Source organism: Flavobacterium sp. FPG59, from assembly GCF_002150205.1.
Taxonomy (GTDB): Bacteria; Bacteroidota; Bacteroidia; order Flavobacteriales; family Flavobacteriaceae; genus Flavobacterium.
This window is the reverse complement of record NZ_MTCA01000003.1, coordinates 1-23,915: the sequence shown is the minus strand read 5'-3', so window position 1 is coordinate 23,915 and position 23,915 is coordinate 1. Positions and strand designations below refer to the sequence as shown.

The 23,915-nt window shown below is 34.8% G+C and carries 19 protein-coding genes; 16 read left to right on the top strand and 3 right to left on the bottom strand.

What is annotated here, in order from left to right; genetic code table 11:
- Nucleotides 1-14 precede the first annotated feature (14 nt).
- The gene (locus tag FPG59_RS00675) at nucleotides 15-1,628 is read right to left on the bottom strand and encodes a RagB/SusD family nutrient uptake outer membrane protein (RefSeq protein WP_086452701.1); all 1,614 of its coding nucleotides are present in this window, start codon (nucleotides 1,626-1,628) and stop codon (nucleotides 15-17) included.
- A gap of 10 nt (nucleotides 1,629-1,638) precedes the next feature.
- Complete coding sequence (locus tag FPG59_RS00670) at nucleotides 1,639-4,581, bottom strand: SusC/RagA family TonB-linked outer membrane protein (RefSeq protein ID WP_086452700.1); 2,943 nt, start codon at nucleotides 4,579-4,581, stop codon at nucleotides 1,639-1,641.
- Nucleotides 4,582-4,818: 237 nt separating this feature from the next.
- Here FPG59_RS00670 and FPG59_RS00665 point away from each other — a divergent pair, with 237 nt between their 5' ends.
- The 10 genes from FPG59_RS00665 to FPG59_RS00620 all read left to right on the top strand — a co-directional run bounded on the left by FPG59_RS00665 (nucleotide 4,819) and on the right by FPG59_RS00620 (nucleotide 18,034).
- The gene (locus FPG59_RS00665; protein WP_086452699.1) at nucleotides 4,819-5,838 is read left to right on the top strand and encodes a LacI family DNA-binding transcriptional regulator; all 1,020 of its coding nucleotides are present in this window, start codon (nucleotides 4,819-4,821) and stop codon (nucleotides 5,836-5,838) included.
- A gap of 274 nt (nucleotides 5,839-6,112) precedes the next feature.
- The gene (locus tag FPG59_RS00660; protein WP_086452698.1) at nucleotides 6,113-7,642 is read left to right on the top strand and encodes an MFS transporter; all 1,530 of its coding nucleotides are present in this window, start codon (nucleotides 6,113-6,115) and stop codon (nucleotides 7,640-7,642) included.
- On the top strand, nucleotides 7,635-8,291 hold the full coding sequence (gene pgmB / locus FPG59_RS00655; RefSeq protein WP_086452697.1) for a beta-phosphoglucomutase: 657 nt from the start codon (nucleotides 7,635-7,637) through the stop codon (nucleotides 8,289-8,291). Before FPG59_RS00660 ends, pgmB begins: the two co-directional genes overlap by 8 nt.
- 104 nt (nucleotides 8,292-8,395) lie before the next feature.
- Complete coding sequence (locus tag FPG59_RS00650; protein ID WP_086452696.1) at nucleotides 8,396-10,699, top strand: glycoside hydrolase family 65 protein; 2,304 nt, start codon at nucleotides 8,396-8,398, stop codon at nucleotides 10,697-10,699.
- A 254-nt stretch (nucleotides 10,700-10,953) separates the two neighbouring features.
- Nucleotides 10,954-12,759 (top strand): glycoside hydrolase family 13 protein, encoded by a 1,806-nt coding sequence (locus FPG59_RS00645; RefSeq protein WP_254906625.1) that lies wholly within the window; start codon nucleotides 10,954-10,956, stop codon nucleotides 12,757-12,759.
- Nucleotides 12,760-12,845: 86 nt separating this feature from the next.
- Nucleotides 12,846-14,498, top strand: a complete 1,653-nt coding sequence (locus tag FPG59_RS00640; protein ID WP_086452694.1) for an alpha-amylase family glycosyl hydrolase — start codon at nucleotides 12,846-12,848, stop codon at nucleotides 14,496-14,498.
- A gap of 81 nt (nucleotides 14,499-14,579) precedes the next feature.
- Complete coding sequence (locus tag FPG59_RS00635; RefSeq protein ID WP_086452730.1) at nucleotides 14,580-15,257, top strand: glycerophosphodiester phosphodiesterase family protein; 678 nt, start codon at nucleotides 14,580-14,582, stop codon at nucleotides 15,255-15,257.
- Between the two features lie 102 nt (nucleotides 15,258-15,359).
- Nucleotides 15,360-15,767, top strand: coding sequence for a GxxExxY protein (locus tag FPG59_RS00630; RefSeq protein ID WP_086452693.1), 408 nt, complete (start codon nucleotides 15,360-15,362; stop codon nucleotides 15,765-15,767).
- A 225-nt stretch (nucleotides 15,768-15,992) separates the two neighbouring features.
- Nucleotides 15,993-17,213 (top strand): NAD(P)/FAD-dependent oxidoreductase, encoded by a 1,221-nt coding sequence (locus FPG59_RS00625; RefSeq protein WP_086452692.1) that lies wholly within the window; start codon nucleotides 15,993-15,995, stop codon nucleotides 17,211-17,213.
- Nucleotides 17,214-17,296: 83 nt separating this feature from the next.
- Nucleotides 17,297-18,034, top strand: a complete 738-nt coding sequence (locus FPG59_RS00620; RefSeq protein WP_086452691.1) for a hypothetical protein — start codon at nucleotides 17,297-17,299, stop codon at nucleotides 18,032-18,034.
- Between the two features lie 47 nt (nucleotides 18,035-18,081).
- Here the strand turns inward: FPG59_RS00620 and FPG59_RS00615 are convergent, their stop codons facing one another.
- Nucleotides 18,082-18,558 carry a TspO/MBR family protein gene (locus FPG59_RS00615; protein WP_086452690.1) on the bottom strand — a complete coding sequence of 159 codons (477 nt, stop codon included), beginning with the start codon at nucleotides 18,556-18,558 and terminating at the stop codon, nucleotides 18,082-18,084.
- A gap of 110 nt (nucleotides 18,559-18,668) precedes the next feature.
- Here FPG59_RS00615 and FPG59_RS00610 point away from each other — a divergent pair, with 110 nt between their 5' ends.
- From FPG59_RS00610 to FPG59_RS00585, 6 genes are all read left to right on the top strand, one after another.
- Nucleotides 18,669-19,751, top strand: a complete 1,083-nt coding sequence (locus tag FPG59_RS00610; RefSeq protein WP_086452689.1) for a diphosphomevalonate/mevalonate 3,5-bisphosphate decarboxylase family protein — start codon at nucleotides 18,669-18,671, stop codon at nucleotides 19,749-19,751.
- Nucleotides 19,752-19,792: 41 nt separating this feature from the next.
- Nucleotides 19,793-19,987: a hypothetical protein gene (locus tag FPG59_RS00605; RefSeq protein WP_086452688.1), complete on the top strand. Its 195-nt coding sequence runs from the start codon at nucleotides 19,793-19,795 to the stop codon at nucleotides 19,985-19,987.
- 51 nt (nucleotides 19,988-20,038) lie between these two features.
- Complete coding sequence (locus FPG59_RS00600) at nucleotides 20,039-20,977, top strand: mevalonate kinase (RefSeq protein WP_086452687.1); 939 nt, start codon at nucleotides 20,039-20,041, stop codon at nucleotides 20,975-20,977.
- Between the two features lie 89 nt (nucleotides 20,978-21,066).
- Nucleotides 21,067-22,023 carry a geranylgeranylglycerol-phosphate geranylgeranyltransferase gene (locus FPG59_RS00595; protein ID WP_086452686.1) on the top strand — a complete coding sequence of 319 codons (957 nt, stop codon included), beginning with the start codon at nucleotides 21,067-21,069 and terminating at the stop codon, nucleotides 22,021-22,023.
- 320 nt (nucleotides 22,024-22,343) lie between these two features.
- Nucleotides 22,344-23,252 carry a pseudouridine synthase gene (locus FPG59_RS00590; RefSeq protein ID WP_086452685.1) on the top strand — a complete coding sequence of 303 codons (909 nt, stop codon included), beginning with the start codon at nucleotides 22,344-22,346 and terminating at the stop codon, nucleotides 23,250-23,252.
- 76 nt (nucleotides 23,253-23,328) lie between these two features.
- The gene (locus FPG59_RS00585) at nucleotides 23,329-23,691 is read left to right on the top strand and encodes a nuclear transport factor 2 family protein (protein ID WP_086452684.1); all 363 of its coding nucleotides are present in this window, start codon (nucleotides 23,329-23,331) and stop codon (nucleotides 23,689-23,691) included.
- The last annotated feature ends 224 nt before the right edge of the window (nucleotides 23,692-23,915 follow it).

The following is a 23,915-nucleotide window of genomic DNA, read 5'->3' as shown; positions in this document are numbered from 1 at the left end:
TTTTTTAAAATTGTCTAATAGCCTGTATTTTGAGTCAAATTTCGATTAGCAGATAATGAAGCCGTAGGAATTGGGAATACATTCAAATTAGTTCCAAACGACGTGCCATTTGCAATATTTCCTTTCCATGCCCAGTTATAATTTCCACCGCCATACTTATTAAAACGGATCAAATCTTGTCTTCTGTGTCCCTCCCAGTGTAATTCTCTTGATCTTTCATCAATTACGAAATCAAGGTTAACATCAGCTTGAGTTACGTTACCAGCAGTAGAACCGCTGTTAGCTCTTTGTCTCAAAGCATTGATATACGTTACTGATTGTGCATTTGCCGTTGTTGCACTATTAGAATTAGTAGCCCCATCTTTTCTCATTTGCGCCTCAGCATACATTAAATAGGCATCTGCTAATCGGAATAATGGGAAATCAGTATCTACAAAAGTAGAGTTTACACCCGCAACACCTGCCGCTGTTCTGTTAGAAAATTTTCTTAAAACAAAACCTTGACCTGCTTGAGTTAATTCAGTAATTTCAAGTGTTCTTGCGCCTGTACCTGTAAAGGATTTTCTAACATCAGTTCCAAAAGGACCTACATCAAATTTCTGTACAAATTGTTTTCTCAAACGCAAAGCACCTCCCCAACCACCAACACCAAAGTCAGCAATACCGTTTCCTTCAAACGAACCTACTTGCCCATTGATAAGCACTGTAGTTGCTCCGTAATTTTGAGTTTTAACTCCATCGGACTGTAGCGTAAAAATCATTTCGGATGAAGTATGGTTATCTGCTTTAAAATTGTCAAAATAATTGGTTTTTAGAGTATAACCTCCAGCAATTACGTCAGAACACTTTGCCATACACTCTGCATATTTAGGTGACCCGATGTATACCTCAGCATTTAAATACATTTTAGCTAAAATCATTTGAGCCATTGCCTTGTCTAATCTACCATAATCATTACTTCTTGCTGCTTTTAAATTTGGAATAGCAGCATTTAACTCTGCTTCAATAAAAGTGAATAGCTGTTTTCTATCATACTGTGGTCCTCTAAAATCTAATGGATCTTCTTCTGTAATAAATGGTGCTTTACCAAACAAGTCCATCATATTGTAATAAGCAAAAGCGCGTAAGACTCTTGCTTCATTGCGGTAAATAGCAATTTCAGCAGCATCTGCAGCAGAAAAACCTCTTGAGTTCACTTTTTCAGGAGTAGATTGTCTCAAAAAATCATTCGCAATAGCTACCTCAGCCATAGTTCTACTGTACATACCTAATAATATTGGGTTTGCTGAGGTCCAAGTATTTCTTTGTAACTCTGCCGTACCTTCATCATTTTCATACGTCCATACTACTTCATCGGTAGTTAGGTTTTGTAAGTACCACAAACATCTCCCAAACTGGCTCGTTCCAGCATCTATACCTTTTAAGAAAGAAGAACCTGCATCACCAGTACCTGTTAGGCTAAGATTTCCATACACGCCAGCTAGGGCTTGCTTGTATCCTGTAGGCGTAGCAAACAACTGCTCAGGTGTGAGTATACGAGGATCTTCAGCTACTACATCTAAATCACTGGTGCACGATTGTAAGGTCGCGAAAGCGAATAGTACATAAATAAAATTTATTTTTTTCATGATTTAATTATTAAAATTTAACATTAACCCCACCTAAAATAGAACGTTGTCTAGGGTAAATTGTATTATCAACACCATTATTAGCAACTTCTGGATCCAGTCCTGAATAATCAGAAATTACAAAAACGTTTTGCATTCCAGCAAACAAACGTAATGATGCTTTTCCTTCTAACCATTTTGGGAATGTATACCCCAAAGTGATATTATCCATTCTTAAAAATGATGCGTTTTCTACGAACAAATCCGACAAAACTACGTTTGATGTTGTGGTAAAATCAGTATCTAAAACAGATGTTGGAATGTTTCCTAATTGAGAATCGGGTACTAATTGTCTGTACTGTGCTCTTGCAGCATTAACTGCATTAAAAACACGGTTTCCAACACTAGCTCTTAAATTAAAAGAGAAATCAAGATTCTTATAATTTAAGGTAGATGCGAAACCAAAAACTGCTTTTGGATCTGGATTTCTATACACATATTTATCATCAGCATTGATGATACCATCATTGTTAAAGTCTTGGTAAGCACCCTCAATAGGTCTGCTATTAGCATCATACAATTGTTTGTACAACAAGAAAGAGTTTGGTGCAAAACCTACTTGATGTACTTGACCTTGCGTTCCTGTCCCAGCCAAATTATCTCCTACAAAAATAGAAACAGGATTTAAACTAGTGAGCTTTCTTTCAAAAGAAGTCGCATTGAAATTTAAATTCCAATTTACATCATCTGTTCTTACGACATCTGTACTTAGAGAAAATTCAAGACCTTTAGTAGTAAAACTCCCTATATTTTGCCAAGATCTATTCGAAAAGTTACCTCCGTCTGCTGTGGCAACTTCTGCTAATAAATCTTTAGAATCTTTGTAAAAAACCTCTACACTTCCTGTGATTCTATTTCCATACAATCCAAAATCTAAACCTGCATTGTAAGTTGTAGTTTCTTCCCATTTAAGGTTAGCACTTTGTCTTGCAGAAACTGCAATTGGCAATGCAACAGTTCCAAAAAAGTATTGAGAACTTCCGCTTCCTAAATTATATTGTTGTAAGTAATCATTATTATTACCTATTTCTTGTTGACCCGTAATACCGTAGCCTACTCTCAATTTTAAGTCAGATACTGTTGTGTTGTTTGACAATAAATCTTCTTTAATTTTCCAAGCAAATGCAGCAGCGGGGAAATTAGCCCATCTATTATCTTTGTCAAAACGTGAAGAACCGTCTCTTCTATAAGATAAAGTTAATAAATATTTGTCTTTGAAATTTAAGTTTGATCTTCCAAAGAAACCAATATTTACTCTGTCAAAATCAATAGTTGTTTGCGGGAAACCAGTAGGTCCTGTTGGTAAATTTGGGTCGTTTGTATTTCCTTTTACATAATTGAAAGAATCCCATTTTTGATACGAATATCCTGCAGTAACATCATATACTAAATCTTTATATGTATTGTTGTAAACTAAATACGCATCTAGCAACTTGTTTTTTCTTTCACTTCTTGAAAATTCATTCGTACCAAAAGGAATATTATCATTTGATCCACTACTTGCAGCAAATAAAGATGCAACCTTTGATCTCTCACCGTCAGCTTGATCGTAACCAGCATTTACTACAGCTCGTAAAGCTGGCATGAAATGAAATTTATAATCTACCTCAAAGTTACCAAAAATTCTATTATTTAAACCTTTATCAAATGTTTGTAACAATTGAGCAACAGGGTTTCTTGGAGTTTGTGGTAATAATTTATTATCATTACGATTGTAATATTCAAAGAAACCTCCATAAATAGAACCTGCGCTGTAAATAGGTTGTGTAGGATCAAAACGAATTGCTGAACCCTCAACACCTTCTGCAAATCTATTTTTCTCGTTAGCATAATTTGCATTCAATTTTATTCTTAAATGATCTTTCAAGAAAGAAGGGTTTAAAGCTAAACCAATTGTGTTTCTATTGAACGTATTTGTTAATCGTAATCCTTCTTGGTAGGTATTACCAATAGTTAAACGAGTAGGTATTGTATTAAATAAATTCCCTCTTATAGAAACGTTATTATCAACATAATCAGTTCTTCTATAAATTGCTTTTTGCCAATCTGTGTTTGCAGTACCTAGTTTAGATAAATCACTCGGACGCTTATCAGCAATTAATGCTCTAAATTGATCCGCATTAAATACTGGAATCGTTTTATCAAGTGATCCACTACCATATTGAAAATTATAATCAACAGCTAAGTTTTTACTTCCTTTTTTAGTAGTAATGATAATCACACCATTAGAAGCTCTTGAACCATAAATAGCAGTAGCCGAAGCATCTTTTAAAACAGTCATAGACTCTATAGTACTTGGATTAATTGATGCTAAAATAGAAGTTGAACCAAAGTTTTTATCAGAGTTATTCTCTATTGGCAATCCATCAATAACAATTAAAGGATCATTACTTGCAAATAAAGATGATCCACCACGAATTCTAATTTGAGAACCAGAACCTGGCGCACCACTAGTATTCACAGTAACCCCTGCTACTCTACCGTTTAATAAATTCTCAGCAGTTACGTTTGCTCCTTTGTTAAAATCTTTCGTCCCTAATACTGTTACAGCACCAGTAGCATCTTTTTTCTTAACAGTTCCGTAACCTACTTGCACCACTACCTCTTTTAACTGGTTTGCATCTTCTTGCAAGCTCACATTAACTGTTTTTTGGCTTAGGTATTCCACAACAGCAGTTGTATATCCTATAAAAGAATAAACAATCTTGTCTCCTGCTTTTACATTATTTAATTGGTATTTCCCTTCGTAATCCGTAGATACTCCATTTTTAACACCTTGAACGTTGACGTTAACTCCAGGAAAAGGTTGACCAGTGGTTTTATCAACAACAGTTCCACTTACTGTACTCTGAGCCAGAATACTAAATGGGAGTAACAGTACTAAAATCAACAACTTTTTATAAATTGTTTTCATACTTTTTGTTTATTTTAATTTAATTTTGTTTTGGTTGCGTTATAGCTTTAACAATTACTTCGAATGTTAAATTTATGTAAAATTTAATACACTCAACAACCTAAAAAAAATATCAGGTTACGAAAACGTAATAGTGTTGAAAACTTTCTATTTTATTGAAAATTTTGAGAGTATAATTACCATATTAAAAATAAAATTTTACCTTTATTGAGAAATAAATTTTTACCAAATATTAATATGAAAAGGAAAATAACGCTTAAACAAATTGCAAAAGAATTAGACGTTTCCATTTCCACCGTTTCCAAGTCCCTAAGAAATAGTCTTGAAATAGGCGAAGAGACAAGACTTAAAGTTCAAGCTTTCGCGAAATTTTACAATTACAAGCCTAATAATATTGCCCTAAGTTTAAAGAACCGAAAAACTAAAGCCATAGGAATCATCATTCCTGAAATTGTGCATCATTTTTTCTCTACTGTAATTAATGGTGTTGAACAAGTGGCTAATGAACACGGCTATAGTGTAATCATTTGTCTATCTGATGATTCTTTTGACAAAGAAGTATTAAACATGGAAATGCTCGCAAACGGCAGTATTGATGGCTTTATAATATCTTTATCAAAAGAAACCCAATTTAAAGCTGATTTTCATCACATTACTGAAGTTATCAATCAAGGAATGCCTGTTGTCATGTTTGATCGTGTGACAAATGACATCTTGTGTGATAAAGTAATTATTGATGATCAAGCTGCAGCTTATGAAGCCGTTCAAAGTTTGATTGACAAAGGCCGAAAAAAAATAGCTCTAGTAACTACTGTTGACTACGTGAGCGTGGGAAAATTAAGAACTGATGGTTACACAAAAGCGCTATTGGATAACGGAATTCCATTTAATGAAGATCTAATCATTAAAATTGAAGACGTAAACACCTGTGAAATCACTATTAGTAAACTCTTAGAAGACAAGGCTATTGATGCGGTTTTTGCTGTAAACGAACTATTTGCCGTAACAATAATCAAAACTGCCAATAAAATAGGTTTGAATGTCCCTAAAGATCTAGCAGTAATTGCTTTTACAGATGGTATCATTTCTAAATATTCTACACCTACTATTACCACTGTAAGTCAAAGTGGGGTAAAAATGGGAAATAAAGCGGCAAAAATGCTAATTGACCGACTTGAAGCCGAAGATGAAGAGGATGAAAATTACAAAACCGAAATTATAGAAACCCACTTGATTGAGAGAGAATCTACAAATTAGTAGTTATCCGATTTAAATCGCAGTTTTCAGCTGCAGTTTTTAGTCCCTTTTTGTAAACTGCAGCTGAAAACTGAATTGATTTTTTAAAAATTCTTGTATTATATTCATTACTACAACCTTGTAGTAAAAAAAGATTGCTGATATTTCTATTTGCAAAACAATTGTTCCAAATATCTTTTTATATTTACCCCTCAAAGCTTTAACTTTTACTTCGAAAATAAAGATAAGTTTTGATAAGCATAGCGCTTATCGTATTAATTTTTAAATTACGATAATGGAAAAGCGTAGATTAAATTTCTGGCAAATTTGGAACATGAGTTTCGGATTTCTGGGAATTCAAATGGGTTTTGCTTTGCAAAATTCAAATGTTAGCAGGATATTTCAAACCCTCGGCGCTAACATTGATGACATTCCTATTTTATGGGTTGCCGCTCCAATGACTGGATTAATAATTCAGCCAATTATCGGATATTTTTCTGATAAAACTTGGACTAAATTGGGAAGAAGAAAACCTTATTTTCTTGCTGGTGCCATTTTAGCCTCGGCCGCTTTATTCATAATGCCAAATTCTCCTACATTGTGGTTTGCTGCAGGTATGCTATGGATTATGGATGCTTCCATAAATGTTTCAATGGAACCTTTTCGTGCATTTGTAGGTGACAATCTACCTGATTCACAAAGAACGACTGGTTTTGCCATGCAAAGCTTTTTTATTGGAATTGGAGCTTACTTTGCCTCTAAACTTCCGTTAATTTTTACGCATTTTGGAGTAAGCAATACCGCTCCACTAGGAGTTATTCCCGATTCTGTTAAATATTCATTTTACCTTGGCGGAATAGCTTTCCTGCTAACAGTATTGTGGACAGTTTTAACTTCTAAAGAATATTCACCAGCAGAATTAGAAGCTTTTGAAAACCACAACAAAGAAACTTATCAAAAAGAAACTCATTCGAAAGAATGGTTTCTAGCAAATGGTAAATCTCATTTAAGTAAAGGATTATTATTTTTAGTTATAAGTGCTGTATTCTCATTTGCTATTTATAATTATGACCTGAAAAAAGATTTATACGTTCTTTCTATCGGATTAATTGGTCTTGGTGGAATAGCAATGCTGATTTCTGGTTTAATGCAAAAAGCAAATAATACAGAAAATGGTTTTGTAACAATAATGAATGATTTTCAGTTCATGCCCAAAATAATGAAACAATTGGCGTGGGTACAATTCTTTTCTTGGTTTGCACTTTTTTCAATGTGGATTTACACTACACTTGCAGTTACACAACACATTTACAAAACAACAGACACAACTTCAGAAGCCTACAATATTGGCGCAAATCAAGTGGGTGAAATGTTTGCCAACTACAATTTAATTGCAGCTTTAGCCGCATTCCTTTTGCCGATATTGGCTAAATACACTAGCAGAAAATTTACTCATTTCGTAGCGTTAGTTTGTGGAGGACTAGGTTTAATTTCTGTTTATTTTATTTCTGAACCAACGGTTTTCACAATGGAATGGCTTCCGATGATTGGAGTTGGAATTGCATGGGCTAGTATTTTATCAATCCCATATGCAATGCTTTCGGGTTCATTACCATCTAGCAAAATGGGGTATTACATGGGAGTTTTTAACTTTTTTATCGTAATTCCTCAGTTAGTAGCAGCTTCTATCTTAGGGTTTTTAGTTTCCCAATTTTTTAACAGTGAACCTATTTATGCTTTACTAATTGGTGGAGCATCTATGATTCTTGCCGGACTAATAGCTTTAACCATTAATGACAAATCGAAAATTAATTTAAATGAATAACATTAAAGCATTTATATTCGACCTTGACGGCGTAATTGTAGATACGGCTAAATACCATTATTTGGCTTGGAAAAAAATTGCTAATTCACTTGACATCGATTTTACACACGAACACAATGAATTATTAAAAGGAGTAAGCCGCGTGCGCTCTTTGGATATTATTTTAGATTTAGGAAAAGTAGATGCCTCGCAAGAACAAAAAGACCAATGGCTCTTTCAAAAAAACGAAGATTACCTCTCCTATTTAGTTGACATGGATTCCAGCGAAATTTTACCAGGAGTAGTTCCTGTTTTAGAATTTTTAAAAGAAAAAGGTCAAAAAATCGCCTTAGGATCTGCCAGTAAAAATGCAAGACCTATTTTAGAAAAAACCGGAATTGCCTCTTTTTTTGATGCCATCGTTGACGGAAATGATGTGAGCAATGCCAAACCTGATCCGGAAGTGTTTTTAACCGCAGCTAGACTAGTTAACGCAGCGCCTGAAAACGCTATTGTTTTTGAAGATTCGGTAGCAGGAATTCAAGCCGCAAACATTGCCAACATGATTAGCGTTGGAATTGGTGATGCTGCAACCTTGCACGAGGCAAAATACATTTTTACCGATTTTACAGCAATGGATGAAAATTTCCTTGCCCAATTAATACAATAAAAAGATAAAATATTTTAAAGTTTTCGAGACTACTTGAAACCTTAGCCGAGGCGAAACCAAATTCTAGGTAACGCAGCGGAACAAAACTTTAAACAAAAATTACAATGAATCAAGATTATATAAAAGCAGACAATTGGTCCATCATTGAAGAAGGATTTGATGTAGAGCGCGTAAAGTCATCCGAGAGCTTATTTAGCATCGGTAATGGCGCGATGGGACAAAGAGCTAACTTTGAAGAGCAGTATTCAGGCCACAGTTTTCAAGGAAGCTATATTGCCGGAATTTATTATCCTGATAAAACAAAAGTGGGTTGGTGGAAAAACGGCTACCCAGAATATTTTGCAAAAGTATTAAATGCTCCCAACTGGATTGGTATTGATATCGAAATCAATGACGAGAAACTAGACTTGAACACCTGTACGTCAGTGAGCAACTTTCGTCGTGAATTGAACATGAAAGAAGGTTGGTACCACCGCTCTTTTGAAGCTACATTGAAAAATGGAACTCAAATTGCAGTTGAAGTTCGTCGTTTTTTATCATTAACTTTAGACGAAGTTGGAGTTATCAATTACCAAATTACTCCCTTAAATAAAGATGCTAAAATCATTTACAAACCTTATGTAGATGCTGGCGTTACAAATGAAGACGCCAACTGGGAAGAGAAATTCTGGGAAGTTTTAGATGTGAAAAAATCTGCTAATGATGCCTTTGTAACGGCCCAAACCTTTAAAACGCACTTTAAGGCTACCACGTTTATGCACAACACCATTTTAACCAATGGTGAAAAAACAGCTATTTCACCTTCGCACATTGATGCTACTGCAGAAAAAATTCAGTTCAGCTACGATGTTATTGTTGGTCAAGGTCAAAAATCATCTATTCAAAAAATTGGTGGTTACACGGTTTCTTTAAACCATGAAAACACTATTACTGCTGCCGAAAAAGCTATCCAAGCTGCCTTAGCATTGGGCTACGAGCAATTATTACAAGATCAAATTACTGCTTGGGCAAAAATTTGGGAAATGTCAGACATCACAATCGATGGCGATGTAAAGGCACAACAAGGAATTCGTTTCAATATTTTTCAGCTTAACCAAACTTACCTTGGTAAAGATTCTCGTTTGAACATTGGACCAAAAGGATTTACCGGAGAAAAATACGGCGGATCAACTTATTGGGATACCGAGGCGTATTGCATTCCGTTTTACATGGCAACAAAAGATCAAGAAGTAGCACGCAACTTATTAACATACCGCTACAATCAATTAGACAAAGCCATTGAAAATGCATCTAAATTAGGATTTACTAATGGTGCAGCTTTATACCCAATGGTTACTATGAACGGTGAAGAATGCCATAACGAATGGGAAATAACGTTTGAAGAAATTCATAGAAATGGAGCCATAGCATTTGCTATTTACAACTTTTACAGATATACTGGTGATTACAGCTACATTCCTGAAAAAGGTCTTGAAGTCCTTATTGGTATTGCTCGTTTCTGGCATCAAAGAGCGAATTTTTCAGCAAATTTAAACCAATATGTAATTCTTGGTGTAACGGGTCCAAACGAGTATGAGAACAACGTAAACAATAATTTCTATACCAATTATATTGCAAAATGGTGTTTAGAATATACATACGAGCAAATTCAGAAAGTGTCCCTGGAATATCCATCAGATCACAAAAGAATTACTGAAAAAGTAAACATCACAGACGCAGAATTACAATCTTGGAAAAAAGTTTCGGACAATATGTACTTTCCGTTTTCGGAAGAACATAATGTATACTTACAGCAAGATGGTTTCCTAGAGAAAGATTTGGTTCGCGTAGCTGATTTGGATAAAAGCCAAAGACCTATCAATCAAAAATGGTCTTGGGATCGCATTTTACGTTCGCCATACATCAAGCAAGCCGATGTTTTACAGTGTTTTTATTTCTTTGAAGATCATTTTACGAAAGAAGAACTAAAAAATAATTTTGAATTTTACGAATCCTTTACGGTTCATGAAAGTTCACTTTCGCCTTGCGTACACTCTATTCAAGCGGCTTTATTAGACAAAATGGACATGGCATATACCTTCTATTTAAGAACATCGCGCCTAGATCTTGATGATTATAATAAAGAAGTAGAAGAAGGTTGTCATATCACCTCTATGGCTGGAACTTGGATGAGTATCGTAGAAGGTTTTGGCGGCATGCGAGTTAAAGATAATACACTTCATTTTTCGCCAAAAATCCCAAAAGAATGGACAGCATATTCGTTTAAAATCAATTTCAGAAATCAAATTTTGACTGTGAATATCAATCACAAAGAAACTACTTTCTCTATTGTTGGCAATACAGAATTGACAATTGTAGTAAACGGAGAGCAGGTTATGGTCTCTCCAGAAAACGCACTTGCAGTATAAAAAAATGTTAGAACTTGTAGTACAATCTATCATTTAAAAATTCCTTTACTAGGAAAAAACAATCCCAATTTCCATTGGGATTGTTTACATAATGTTGATTCTTAAGCATATTTAACAGTAGAATACACCTAGACATAGCATCAGCTATTCTAACCTCGCTTTTTAAAATTATATCATTGACCATGGACAAAATTATTTCTCTATCTTTAGCTAACAGGAATTTTTTTAAAAAGATAACCTTATTCCTTTTTTTTATGTCTGTAACGCTACACGCTCAAATTGACAAAATTGAACCACCGTTTTGGTATGCAGGAATGAAAAATACAGAATTGCAGATTCTGTTTTATGGCAAAGACATTTCTCAATATCAAGTCTCGGTTTCCAATGGAATAAAAATAAGCTCCGTTCAAAAGACAGAAAATCCAAACTATCTTTTTGTAACCATTGACACCAAAAAAGCCCCCGCCTCTGATTTTCTATTTACCTTTAAAAACAAAAACAAAGAAACGTTTACACAAAAATATTCTTTGAAGCAAAGAAGAGAAAACTCAGCGCAACGCAAAAGTTTCGACTCATCGGATATGATGTATTTATTGATGCCAGACCGCTTTGCGAATGGGAACGCAAATAATGACAGTGAAAATTCGACTCAAGAAAAGTACAATAGAGATTTACCTGGTGGAAGACACGGTGGCGATATTGAAGGAATTATAAAAAACTTAGATTACATTTCATCCTTAGGTGCAACAACCATTTGGAGCACGCCGCTATGCGAAGACAACGATGCTAAATTTTCTTATCATACTTATGGACAATCTGATGTCTATAAAATTGATCCCCGTTATGGAACTAATGCTGATTATGCTAGATTGTCTTCTGAAATGCATAAAAGAGACATGAAACTGGTGATGGATTATGTCACCAACCATTGGGGAATTGAACACTGGATGATCAAAGATTTACCCACCAAAGATTGGATTAACCAATTTGAAAAATACACCCAAACCAATCACAAACGCACCGTTATTCATGACATCAACGCTTCTGAAATTGATAAAAAAGTAGCTATTGACGGATGGTTCGTACCATCGATGCCCGATTTGAATTTGAAAAATACTTTGACTTTAAAATACTTGATTCAAAACGCCATTTGGTGGATTGAATCAGTTGATTTAGATGGATTTCGAGTAGACACTTACAACTACTCCGATCCAGCAGGAATTGCAACGTGGACAAAAGCCATTACCAACGAATACCCAAATTTTAATATCGTTGGCGAAGTTTGGATGCAAAGTCAGGCGCAAATGGCCTATTGGCAAAAAGACAGTAAAATTTCAGCAATCCAAAACTACAACTCAAACTTACCAAGTGTGATGGATTTCACACTTTACGAAGCCACAACCAAAGCATTCAACGAGGACGATGCAGGATGGGACAAAGGCGTGATGAGGTTTTACGACAATTTCTCGAATGATTTTTTATATCCCAACCCAAACAATATTTTGGTTTTTGCGGAGAATCACGACACCAATCGCATCAATGAAACTTTCGGAAAAGACATTAGGAAATACAAAATGGCAATGACGATTCTTGCAACTGTTCGCGGAATACCTCAATTGTATTACTGTAGCGAAATAGGTATGGCCGGAAACAAAGATAAGGGTGATGCTGATATTCGTCAAGATTTCCCTGGCGGATGGGAAGGCGATGCAAACAACGCTTTTACTAAAGAAGGACGATCTGTAGCCCAAAACGAATACTTTGATTTTACGGCTAAGTTATTCAATTGGAGGAAATCAAAAACAGTCATTCATTCCGGAAAAATGACGCATTACATTCCGGAGAACAATGTTTACGTGTATTTTAGATACAACAATGATGAAACCGTGATGGTGATCATGAACAACAGTAACGAAACCAAAACGATAAAAACCGATCGTTTTAAAGAGAACATTAAAAACTTTCAATCAGGAAAAGACGTTATTTCTGAGCTTACTTTTGACGTTACCAATGAAATTAAAATCGAAGCTAAATCGGTTTTGATTTTAGAGTTGAAATAGTATAAACCATAAAAGTCATTTAAGAAATCTGAAAGTAACTAATATGACTTATATGTTTCAAAATCAAATTATTTACTACTAAAAAAATGAAAAAATACTCTCTTTTACTATTGACAATGATAACTTTAAACAGTTGCTGCAATGCACAAACAGTTGTTGAAAGTAACAAAACTCCTTTCGTTTGGGAAGGAGCGAATGTGTACTTTTTGATGACGGATCGTTTTAATAATGGCGACAAATTAAACGACCTAAACTTTGACAGAAGCAAAACTACTGGAAAACTGCGTGGTTTTGAAGGTGGTGATATCAAAGGAATTTCTCAAAAAATTGACGAAGGCTATTTTGACAAACTCGGCATTAATGCCATTTGGTTCACTCCTGTGGTGGAACAAATTCACGATGGTGTCGATGAAGGTACTGGCTTGAGCTATGGCTTTCACGGCTACTGGGCCAAAGATTGGACGGCTTTAGACCCAAACTTTGGAACGAAAGAAGATTTAGCAGCATTAGTTCAAAAAGCACACTCACACGGAATCCGAATTATTCTTGACGGCGTAATCAATCACACCGGGCCAGTTACTCCTATTGATACCGTTTGGCCCAACGACTGGGTTCGAACAGGTCCAACTTGTGATTACAAATCCTTTGAAAACACAACCGCTTGTACCCTTGTAGCCAACTTACCTGATGTTAAAACAGAAAGCAATCAAGCAGTGGAATTACCTCCTTTTTTAATCGAAAAATGGAAAAAAGAAGGCCGTTACGAACAAGAAATGAAAGAACTCGATGCGTTTTTTGCGCGTACCGGATATCCAAGAGCACCAAAATATTACATCATCAAATGGTTGACGGACTATATTACTGAATACGGAATTGACGGATACCGCGGAGACACTGTAAAACATACTGACGAAACTGTTTGGGCCGATTTCAAAACCCAATGTGATTACGCATTTGAAACTTGGAAAAAAAATAATCCAACAAAAGTGCTAGACAACAACTCTTTTTATACCATTGCCGAAGTTTACAATTATGGCATCAGTGGCGGTCAGGATTTTGATTTTGGCGATAAAAAAGTAAACTATTTCAAGAATGGTTTCAACAACATGATCAATTTCGAATTCAAATGGGATGCTCAAAAAGACTACGAATTCATTTTCTCTAAATATTCGACTAAACTGAACAGTGACTTGAAAGGCTTTAGTGTCTTAAACTATATGTCTTCACATGACGACGGTGCACCATTTGATGCGAAACGAACTAAAAATAAGGAAACGGGAACCAAATTATTGCTTTCGCCAGGAATATCGCAAGTGTATTACGGTGACGAAAGCGCTCGCTCGTTAGTAATCGAAGGAACGCAAGGTGATGCAACTTTACGTTCTTTTATGAATTGGGATGCCATAAAATCGAATCCTGAAACTCAAACAACGTTGTTGCATTGGCAAAAATTAGGTCAATTCAGAAAAAATCATCCATCAGTTGGAGCAGGAATTCACAAGCAAATTTCAGCTCAACCCTATACTTTTTCAAGAACTTTCTCAAAAGGAGATTATACAGATAAAGTAGTTGTTGGATTGGATTTAAAAATTGGCACTAAAGAACTTTCAGTGGGAACAATTTTCGCTGAGGGAACCAAAGTGAAAGATGCTTATTCTGGAAAAGAATCGCTAGTGGCTAATGGAAAAGTGACAATCGATACTGAATTTGACATTGTTTTATTAGAACTGAAAAAATAAGTCTAAAAATATTTACACTAGAACGCCTTTAGAAATGAAGGCGTTTTTTTTATGTTTACCTTTGCCTCAAAACCGGAAATAATGCTCAAAATTGGACATCGCGGCGCAAAAGGATACGAACCCGAAAATACTTTGGTTTCCTTTCAAAAAGCATTAGACTTTCACGTAGATGGCATTGAACTCGATGTACATTTGAGCGCTGATGGTGAAATAATCGTAATTCACGACGAAACTATTGATAGAACAACTAACGGAAAAGGTTTTGTAAATGGATTATCTTTGCAGGAATTAAAAGCTTTTTTAATAGATGGTAAACACGAAATCCCCACGCTCGAGGAAGTTTTTGATTTGACAAACCAAAAGTGTTTCATCAATATAGAACTCAAAAGTCATGATACAACTGATAAAGTAGTTACGCTAATTGAAAAATACGTGAACAAAAGAGGTTGGAAATACGACCATTTTTTAGTTTCAAGTTTTGATTGGATTGCGTTGCAACAAGTGACATCGTTAAATGATAAAATTGGCGTTGGCGTTTTAACAGAAACCGATTTAGAGTTGGCTTTGGCTTTCGCCAAAACGATACAAGCAAAATCCATTCATCCGTATTTTCATTTATTGACAATAGAAAACACGGCGCATATCCAGGAAAAAGGTTTTCAGGTTTTCCCTTGGACCATCAATGAATTAGAAGACATTCAAAAAATAAAAACATACAACGTAAACGGAATCATAACCGATTTCACTGATAGAATATGAATCAAAATTTCGATATTATTTAGCTTTTTTCCGAATAAGATTTTATTTTTAAACCATTAAGAGAGTTAAGTCAATTAAGCAACGAGGTAAATAATTATGTTTATGACAAAAAAAGAGATAACGCAATTATCCTATGAAATTATTGGTTATGCCATAAAAGTTCACAAAAAACTAGGGCCAGGATTATTAGAAAAAATTTATGAAGAATGCTTGAAATATGAGTTAGAAAAAAATGGGTACAATGTAAAACAACAATTAAATATTGAAATAGATTACTATGATTTAGAACTCGCGCATCCACTACGATTGGATTTACTTGTAAATGATGCTATCATTGTAGAGTTGAAAACCGTTGAAAAATTCCACCCAATTGATGAAGCTAAACTATTGACCTACATGAAACTATTAAGTATTCCGCAAGGATTGCTAATCAATTTCAATACCACCAACATCACAAAATCATGCAAACCCCTAATTAACGAATATTTTTCAAGGTTAGCTGATGATTAAACTTATAAATCTTAACTCTCTTAATGGTTAAAATAATGACTCGAAATAATCAACCATTAAGTGAATTAAGCCTGTTAAGTAAATATAAATTCAAAATTAAACATTAAAACTTAACTTTTTTAATGTTTAAAAAATGGCTCAAAATTCTTAACCTTTACGTAAATTATAACTCTTGATGAACTCATCAATAAGCTTAAAAATCTTAACTCTCTTAATGGTTAAAAAATGAATCAAAATTTCGATATAATAATTGTAGGTGGCGGCGCAGCAGGATTTTTTACAGCCATTAATATTGTAGAAAAAAATCCAAAACTGAAGGTCGCAATTTTAGAACGCGGTGCAGAAGTGTTGCAAAAAGTTCGAATTTCCGGTGGTGGACGTTGTAACGTAACGCACGCATGCTTCGAACCAAACGAATTGGTAAAATTTTACCCTCGTGGCGAAAAAGAATTGCGTGGTCCTTTTCATCAGTTTTGTTCAGGCGATACGATTGAATGGTTCGAGAAACATGGCGTAGAATTAAAAATCGAAGCTGACGGACGTATGTTCCCCGTTTCGAATTCCTCACAAACCATTATTGATTGTTTTTTGAAAGCCACACAGAAACTCGGAATCGCAGTACTTACGGGACAAAGCGTACAATCTATTTTCAATCCCGAAGTTTCGGGAGAAAACGTTTGGAAGATCGAAACACAAACCGAAAATTATCTCGCTGAAAAATTAATTCTAGCTACAGGTAGCAATCCAAAAGTCTGGGAAATGCTGCAAAATTTTGGTCACGCAGTTGTCAGCCCAGTTCCTTCTCTATTCACTTTCAACATAAAAGATTCCAGAATAAAAGAATTGCCTGGTGTTGCAGCACATGTAACCGTAACCGTAAAAGATACTAAACTCACATCAACAGGACCTTTATTAATTACCCATTGGGGAATGAGTGGACCCGCGATTTTGAAACTCTCCGCTTGGGGAGCCCGAATCTTGCATGACAAAAATTATCAGTTTACAATTTTCGTGAATTGGTTGAATGATGAAGAAACAGCGGATGTTGAGAAAAAGCTAAAAGACTTAAAACAAGAACACGCAAAAAAATCAGTTTCCAAAAAATCACCTTTCGAACTAACCAACAGATTATGGGAAAGTTTGGTACTTGCCTCTGGAATCGAAACTGAAACAAAATGGGCTGATTTGTCCAAAACGCAAGTACAAAATCTAGCCAATCAATTGACAAAAGCAACTTTTCAAGTGAATGGAAAAAGTACTTTTAAAGAAGAATTTGTAACAGCTGGCGGAATTGATTTAAAAGAAATTAATTTTAAAACGATGGAAAGCAAACTGCATAAAAACCTCTATTTTACTGGTGAAATTGTGAATATCGATGCCATCACTGGAGGTTTCAATTTTCAAAATGCGTGGACAAGTGGGTTTATTGTGGCGAACTCCATTTAATTTTAATTAACAAGAGTTTAAAACTTCACTAAGTTTTATTTAAGACGATTCTGATAACTTTACGATCCTATTATCAGATCCCTATGAAATCAAAATTACTCGCTATACTTCTTTTTGTGCTCTATCAAAGTGGTTTTTCACAAGTTTCAGAACGCCTTCAAGGGCAAGTAGTTTTTGATAAAACCGTAGCAATAAAAGTAGAAGTTATCAACGCCACAAGCAAAATTGTCGCTTTAACAGATACTGAAGGTAAATTTATTATTACAGCTGAAGCCAATGATCAATTGGTTTTTGTGGCAAAAAATCATGAAATAAAAGAATTGAAAGTTACAGCCGCAATTATAAAACAAGGTTTCATCAACATGACTTTGGCAGCCAAAGCGGAAGAACTTAAAGAAGTAATAGTTCAAAATATGACATCCATAAAATTAAGTAAAGACGCTAAATGGGAACAAGCCAAACTAGATCAATACGCTCTCGAAAAAAATGCATCATCACTCAAAAACCCTGGTATTTACACTGGTACCATTGAAAACGGCATGGATTTTATTCGTATTGGTAAAATGATAGGAAGTTTGTTCAAAAAAAAGGACAACAACAATCATCAAAAAAGTCCAATATTACCGTTTACAGAGGCAGCAAAAACACAAATTGAACCAGAATTTTATACAGACACTTTACAACTTCGTCAAGAAGAAATTGCTACTTTTCTAGATTTTTGCAACAAAGACCCCAAGTCGAAAATAATTGCTGCACACCAAAATATACTTTCGCTCCAGGAATTTATGAGCAGTAAAATATTGCAATTCAAAAGCCTCTAAACTTTTAGTAATTGAACAAACTGTTTACTGTGACTGAAAACCGTCAGCTATCTATTCAACCACCAAATACTTCCATTCAAAACCGCAGCAAAACTCACCCACGCCAAATACGGGATCAACAAGTACCCTGCAATCTTATTAATTTTTGCAAATTGAATGTAGGTTTCATAAATCATTAACCACAGCACAATAATTTCTAATCCTGCGAGCATTGGGTTATGCAAACCAAAAAACAAATACGACCATAAAGCATTTAGTCCTAGTTGTATCAAAAAGAAAATTAAGGCTTTTTTTACGACCTCTTCATTGCTTTTAATTTCGCTCCACACGAATCCTGCAGCCACACCCATCATGGCATACAAGGTACTCCAAACCGGTGCAAAAATCCAATTGGGCGGATTAAAACTTGGTTTGATCAAAGTAGGATACCAAGTTGTAATAGATGAGCGAGTCACCATTCCTGATGTATATCCAATGGCAAGACAAGCTGCGACCGCTATGATTATTTTGAGAAATTTGTTCATGGGACTTTTATTTTACCATCCAAAAGTACTCAAAACTTTGCAACTAATTGCGTACTAAACCAAGAAACAAATACAGTAAAAAAAGTATCTTTGCGTAAATTTTTCATTTTATGATTGCAGCAAACGATTTTATTCCATCATCATATACCAATACTGTTGAAAGCGGGAGTTTTCAATGGAGCGCACCTAGTAATATTGCACTTGTAAAATACTGGGGGAAAAAAGAGAATCAAATTCCAGCTAATCCATCGGTGAGTTTTACGTTGAATAATTGCAAAACGATTACAAAATTGGCTTTCGCCAAAAAAGAAAACGACGGTTCTTTCTCTTTTGATTTGCTTTTTGAAGGACAACCAAAAGAAGATTTCAAACCGAAAATTCAAAAATTTCTGGAGCGAATAGAAATCTATTTGCCATTTTTAAAAGACTATCATTTTACAATTGATACCGAAAATACGTTTCCGCACAGTTCCGGAATTGCATCATCGGCATCAGGAATGGCAGCTCTAGCAATGAACTTGATGAGTTTAGAAAAAGCGTTAAACCCAGCCATGTCTGAAGATTATTTTTATCAAAAAGCGTCTTTACTTGCCCGTTTGGGTTCCGGAAGTGCTTGCCGAAGTGTAAAAGGACAAGTCGTGGTTTGGGGAAATCAGGCCAACATTCCTGGAAGTTCAGACTTATTTGGACTGGAATTTCCGCACGCGATTCATACTAATTTTAAGAATTTTCAAGATACAATTTTACTAGTTGATAAAGGTGAAAAACAAGTCTCGAGCACCGTTGGTCATGACTTGATGCACAACCATCCTTTTGCCGAAAGGCGATTTGCTCAAGCGCATGAAAATTTAGATGCACTGATTACTATTTTTGAAAGTGGCGATTTAGACGCGTTTATCAAAATTGTAGAAAGCGAAGCCTTGACGTTGCACGCCATGATGATGACATCCATGCCGTATTTTATCTTGATGAAACCAAACACATTACAAATCATTAATGCCATTTGGAAATTCAGGAATGAGACCAAAATACCTGTTTGTTTCACGCTAGATGCAGGTGCCAATGTACACGTTTTGTATCCCGAAAACGTTAGCGAAAAAGTTTTACAATTTATTAAGGACGAATTAGTTGGCTATTGTCAAAATGGGCAGTACATTTGTGATCAAATAGGAAACGGAGCAACGCTTGTTTAATCTTTTTTTGTGTATCTTTAAACATTCTTAAAAAGAACGTGATGGATATTCAATCAGAAAAAATAAAATTGATCAAAATGTTACTCGCAACTACTGATGCTTCATTATTAGTAGCAGTTAGAAACGTTTTTGAAACACAACAGCAAACCGTTTGGACGGAGCTATCAGCCGAAGAACAAGAACAGATTGAAATTAAAATCCAAGAAGATAATCGAGGCGATCAATTGGATTTATAAAAATAAATACAGTATAATTACCAACCCCAAATTGTTAATTTAAAAATACATATGAAAGGACCATTATTTTATTCAAAAATATTACTCTTTGGAGAATACGGAATCATTCGTGATTCAAAAGGGCTTTCTATTCCTTATAACTTTTACAACGGCGCTTTAAAAAGAGATGAAAATCCATCTGATGAAGCAATCAAATCAAACGGGCATTTAAAACGATTTGTTGTTTATTTAGAAACTTTGCAAACAGATCAACCGGATTTGGTTACGTTTGACCTTGACTTGTTAAAAGAAGATGTTAATACGGGAATGTATTTTGACTCTAGCATACCACAAGGATATGGCGTAGGTAGTAGTGGCGCTTTAGTTGCAGCTATTTATGATAAATACGCTCACCACAAAATCACGGTTTTAGAGAACCTAACTCGTGAAAAATTATTGCAGTTAAAAAATATCTTTTCTCAAATGGAGAGTTTTTTCCACGGGAAAAGTTCTGGTTTAGACCCTTTGAATAGTTACTTGAGTATTCCAATTTTGATTAATTCGAAAGATAATATCGAAGCAACAGGAATTCCTACTCAAAGTTTTGATGGCAAAGGCGCTGTATTTTTGTTAGATTCAGGTATTGTGGGCGAAACCGCTCCAATGGTAAATATCTTTATGGAAAACCTGAAAGACAAAGGTTTTAGAACCATGTTGAAAAATCAATTTGTAAAATACACCGATGCTTGCGTTGAGAATTTCTTGGGTGGAGACATGAAATCACTATTCATGAATACTAAGAAACTTTCAAAAGTAGTTTTGAATAACTTCAAACCGATGATTCCTGAGCAATTTCATGGAATCTGGCAACAAGGTATTGACAGCAATGACTATTACCTGAAACTTTGCGGATCTGGTGGAGGTGGTTACATTCTTGGTTTTACCGAAGACTTAGAAAGAGCCAAAGCTTCTCTTAAAGATTACAAACTAGAAGTAGTTTATCAGTTTTAAAAAATACAAACTCCCTGACTCATTCATCAGGGAGTTTCTTAATACACTCATTTGTACCACGTACTCAAATACTCTTTAACCAATTTAAAATGTTAAGCAGACAACACAAACTTCTTATAATGAAAATTGCAAGTTTGTTCTCTGTTGTGCGAGGATATAACATTCCTGTCATTATTATCGCACAGTATCTGTCGGCGATTTTTATATTGGCACCAGAAAAAAGAGCACTTGACATTGTTCTCAATTTCAATCTTTTTATACTGGTTTTTGCCTCGTCACTTACGATTGCTTCGGGTTACATCATCAATAATTTTTACGACAGTCAAAAGGATTTAATCAACAGACCTACTAAATCGATGTTGGATCGTTTGGTGAGTCAAAAAACCAAATTACAAGTCTATTTTACACTAAACTTTATCGTAGCTTTGATGGCGTTGTTTGTATCTTGGCGTGTATTTTTGTTCTTTTCAGCATACATCTTTTTCATTTGGTTTTATTCCCATAAAATAAAAAAACATCCTATAATAGGAAATCTTACCGCTTCGTTACTAGCTGTAATGCCTTTTTTTGCGATACTTCTGTATTTTTATACGCGGATTCCATTTGAAGAAATTGAAAATTACAAACAACAACTTGGGGTTATTTTTGCTCATGCATCCTTTTTATTTTTATTACTGCTCATACGAGAAATGATCAAAGATTTAGAGAACTTAAAAGGCGATTTAATCAATAGTTACCAGACTATTCCTGTGGTGTATGGCGAATCACAATCAAAAAAAGTCATTACTTTATTAACACTACTCACTATAGTGCCTGTATATCTTTTGATTGCTATTTATGATGTGGGGTACATGGATATTTACTTTTACTCCAGCCTTATTGTTTTGATTTTTTTCTTGCTTTACTTGTGGAAATCCAATGCTAAATCTCAATTTTTATTGCTTCACAACGTCTTGAAATTTCTTATTGTTGCAGGTGTTTTTTGTATTGTACTCATTAATCCGAGTGTACTGTGGCACGGAAAAAAATTATTGATGAGGGTTTAAATTTATTCTAGTTCTAGCATATAAAAAGGTTGCATAAATACGCTGAAAGACTACCAAATGTTTCATTGAAGATAACCCCGATTACTTCACTATATTTCTACTTTCAGCGGAATTCAGTGAACTTCGTTTGCAGTGAAAATCCTTTTCTTTTTCCCTTTAAAAAAGAAAAGATTGCAACGGATAGCGGGAATTAGCTCCAAAAAAAACGATACTTAAATATATTAATTAGCTTACTAACTAGCCAGTTAGCGTTTTTATAATTGGTGGTTATTGATTGTCAAGTATATAAATAGTATCTTTGCATAAATTATTGGAATATTATGAATAACAAGGAAGGCAATAATAAGAAAAGTGGTCCAAGAGCAAACAGCTCAAGACCAAGTTCGAATAAGCCAAAACCTGCCATGCAGAAGCGCGCTCAAGGGCCGAAAAAAGTTAAAGTTACTACTAAAGTTGCCGATATTGCTACTGACAAAGTAGAGAAAAAACCAAATCAAGCACCAAAGAGACCGAAAGTAAAAGACGAAATTCGTTTGAATAAATATATTGCCAATTCTGGTGCGTGCTCACGTCGTGATGCCGATATTTACATACAATCTGGAACGGTAAAAGTAAATGGAATTCCTGTAACCGAAATGGGATACATGGTAAAACCAGGTGATGTTGTGAATTTTGATGGATCTACATTGACTCCGGAGAAAAAAGTATACATCTTGTTGAACAAACCGAAAAACTTTACGACTGCCATGGACGAAGGTCAGGAATACCGTAACGTTTTGGAACTGGTTAAAGGTTCAACGACTGCAAAAATTGGTGCGGTAGGGAGAATGGACAAAAATACAACTGGTTTGTTGTTGTTCACGAATGACACTGATATGATTCGTAAATTTACGTTACCAAGTCAAAAATCATCTAAGATTTACCAAGTTTCATTAGACAAAAATCTAAAATTTGAAGATTTAGAAAAAATTCAAAAAGGATTAACGCTAGACGGTCACCGTGTTTTTGTAGAAGATGTAAGTTACATTGATGGTGAAGCAAAAAGTGAAATTGGATTGCAATTGCGTTCTGCTAATGTAAAAGTAGTTCGTTCTATTTTTGAGCATTTTGACTATGATGTATTGCGAATCGACAGAGTTGCTTTTGCTGGTTTGACTAAAAAGAATTTACCAAGAGGAAACTGGAGGTTGCTTACGGAACAAGAAATAATCAATTTGAAAAACGTTTAAACGCTTTTCAAAATTTCATTTTAATCCCTTTCGTTTTTTTTCGAAAAGGGATTTTTTTATACACTAACAAACACGTATGACTCCAGAAAAATTACAATCTATTGCTTTTAAATGGTTTGAAACTTTCAATGCTAAAGAATTAGAAAAATTACTATCTCTGTATGATGATGAAGCCATACATTATAGTCCAAAATTAAAAATGTACAAACCCGAAAGTGAGGGTTTTGTAACGGGTAAAGAAGCTTTGAGAGCTTGGTGGCAAGATGCCTTTGAACGATTACCGAGTTTGAATTACAAAGTAAAATCACTTACTGCAAATGGCGACCGTGTTTTTATGGAATATATTCGTACCGTTGTAGGTGAAGAAGATTTACTTGTTGCAGAGGTCCTTGAAATTAAAGATGATAAAATAATAGCTTCTCGCGTATACCACGGGTAAGCTGTTTTTGATATCAAAAAAGGTAATGTGGTCAAAAATAGTTGGTAATTTTTAATTTTAGATTAGTTAAATTAGCTCAGTCAAATTGAAGAGGACATTGGCTCTGCTGAGGAGCAACCAATTAGCAATAGATTTGATACATATACGAAAAATGAGGGCAGTTTATCTGCCCTTTTTTATACATTTTTTGGTATGTCTAATGGCTAAGAAAACCTACTTGTTGT

What these genes read in the sequence shown, in the direction of transcription:
- FPG59_RS00675 (WP_086452701.1), bottom strand. Translation starts at nt 1,628, where the DNA reads ATGAAAAAAATAAATTTTATTTATGTACTATTCGCTTTCGCGACCTTA.
- FPG59_RS00670 (WP_086452700.1), bottom strand. Translation starts at nt 4,581, where the DNA reads ATGAAAACAATTTATAAAAAGTTGTTGATTTTAGTACTGTTACTCCCA.
- FPG59_RS00665 (WP_086452699.1), top strand. Translation starts at nt 4,819, where the DNA reads ATGAAAAGGAAAATAACGCTTAAACAAATTGCAAAAGAATTAGACGTT.
- FPG59_RS00660 (WP_086452698.1), top strand. Translation starts at nt 6,113, where the DNA reads ATGGAAAAGCGTAGATTAAATTTCTGGCAAATTTGGAACATGAGTTTC.
- pgmB (WP_086452697.1), top strand. Translation starts at nt 7,635, where the DNA reads ATGAATAACATTAAAGCATTTATATTCGACCTTGACGGCGTAATTGTA.
- FPG59_RS00650 (WP_086452696.1), top strand. Translation starts at nt 8,396, where the DNA reads ATGAATCAAGATTATATAAAAGCAGACAATTGGTCCATCATTGAAGAA.
- FPG59_RS00645 (WP_254906625.1), top strand. Translation starts at nt 10,954, where the DNA reads ATGTCTGTAACGCTACACGCTCAAATTGACAAAATTGAACCACCGTTT.
- FPG59_RS00640 (WP_086452694.1), top strand. Translation starts at nt 12,846, where the DNA reads ATGAAAAAATACTCTCTTTTACTATTGACAATGATAACTTTAAACAGT.
- FPG59_RS00635 (WP_086452730.1), top strand. Translation starts at nt 14,580, where the DNA reads ATGCTCAAAATTGGACATCGCGGCGCAAAAGGATACGAACCCGAAAAT.
- FPG59_RS00630 (WP_086452693.1), top strand. Translation starts at nt 15,360, where the DNA reads ATGACAAAAAAAGAGATAACGCAATTATCCTATGAAATTATTGGTTAT.
- FPG59_RS00625 (WP_086452692.1), top strand. Translation starts at nt 15,993, where the DNA reads ATGAATCAAAATTTCGATATAATAATTGTAGGTGGCGGCGCAGCAGGA.
- FPG59_RS00620 (WP_086452691.1), top strand. Translation starts at nt 17,297, where the DNA reads ATGAAATCAAAATTACTCGCTATACTTCTTTTTGTGCTCTATCAAAGT.
- FPG59_RS00615 (WP_086452690.1), bottom strand. Translation starts at nt 18,558, where the DNA reads ATGAACAAATTTCTCAAAATAATCATAGCGGTCGCAGCTTGTCTTGCC.
- FPG59_RS00610 (WP_086452689.1), top strand. Translation starts at nt 18,669, where the DNA reads ATGATTGCAGCAAACGATTTTATTCCATCATCATATACCAATACTGTT.
- FPG59_RS00605 (WP_086452688.1), top strand. Translation starts at nt 19,793, where the DNA reads ATGGATATTCAATCAGAAAAAATAAAATTGATCAAAATGTTACTCGCA.
- FPG59_RS00600 (WP_086452687.1), top strand. Translation starts at nt 20,039, where the DNA reads ATGAAAGGACCATTATTTTATTCAAAAATATTACTCTTTGGAGAATAC.
- FPG59_RS00595 (WP_086452686.1), top strand. Translation starts at nt 21,067, where the DNA reads ATGTTAAGCAGACAACACAAACTTCTTATAATGAAAATTGCAAGTTTG.
- FPG59_RS00590 (WP_086452685.1), top strand. Translation starts at nt 22,344, where the DNA reads ATGAATAACAAGGAAGGCAATAATAAGAAAAGTGGTCCAAGAGCAAAC.
- FPG59_RS00585 (WP_086452684.1), top strand. Translation starts at nt 23,329, where the DNA reads ATGACTCCAGAAAAATTACAATCTATTGCTTTTAAATGGTTTGAAACT.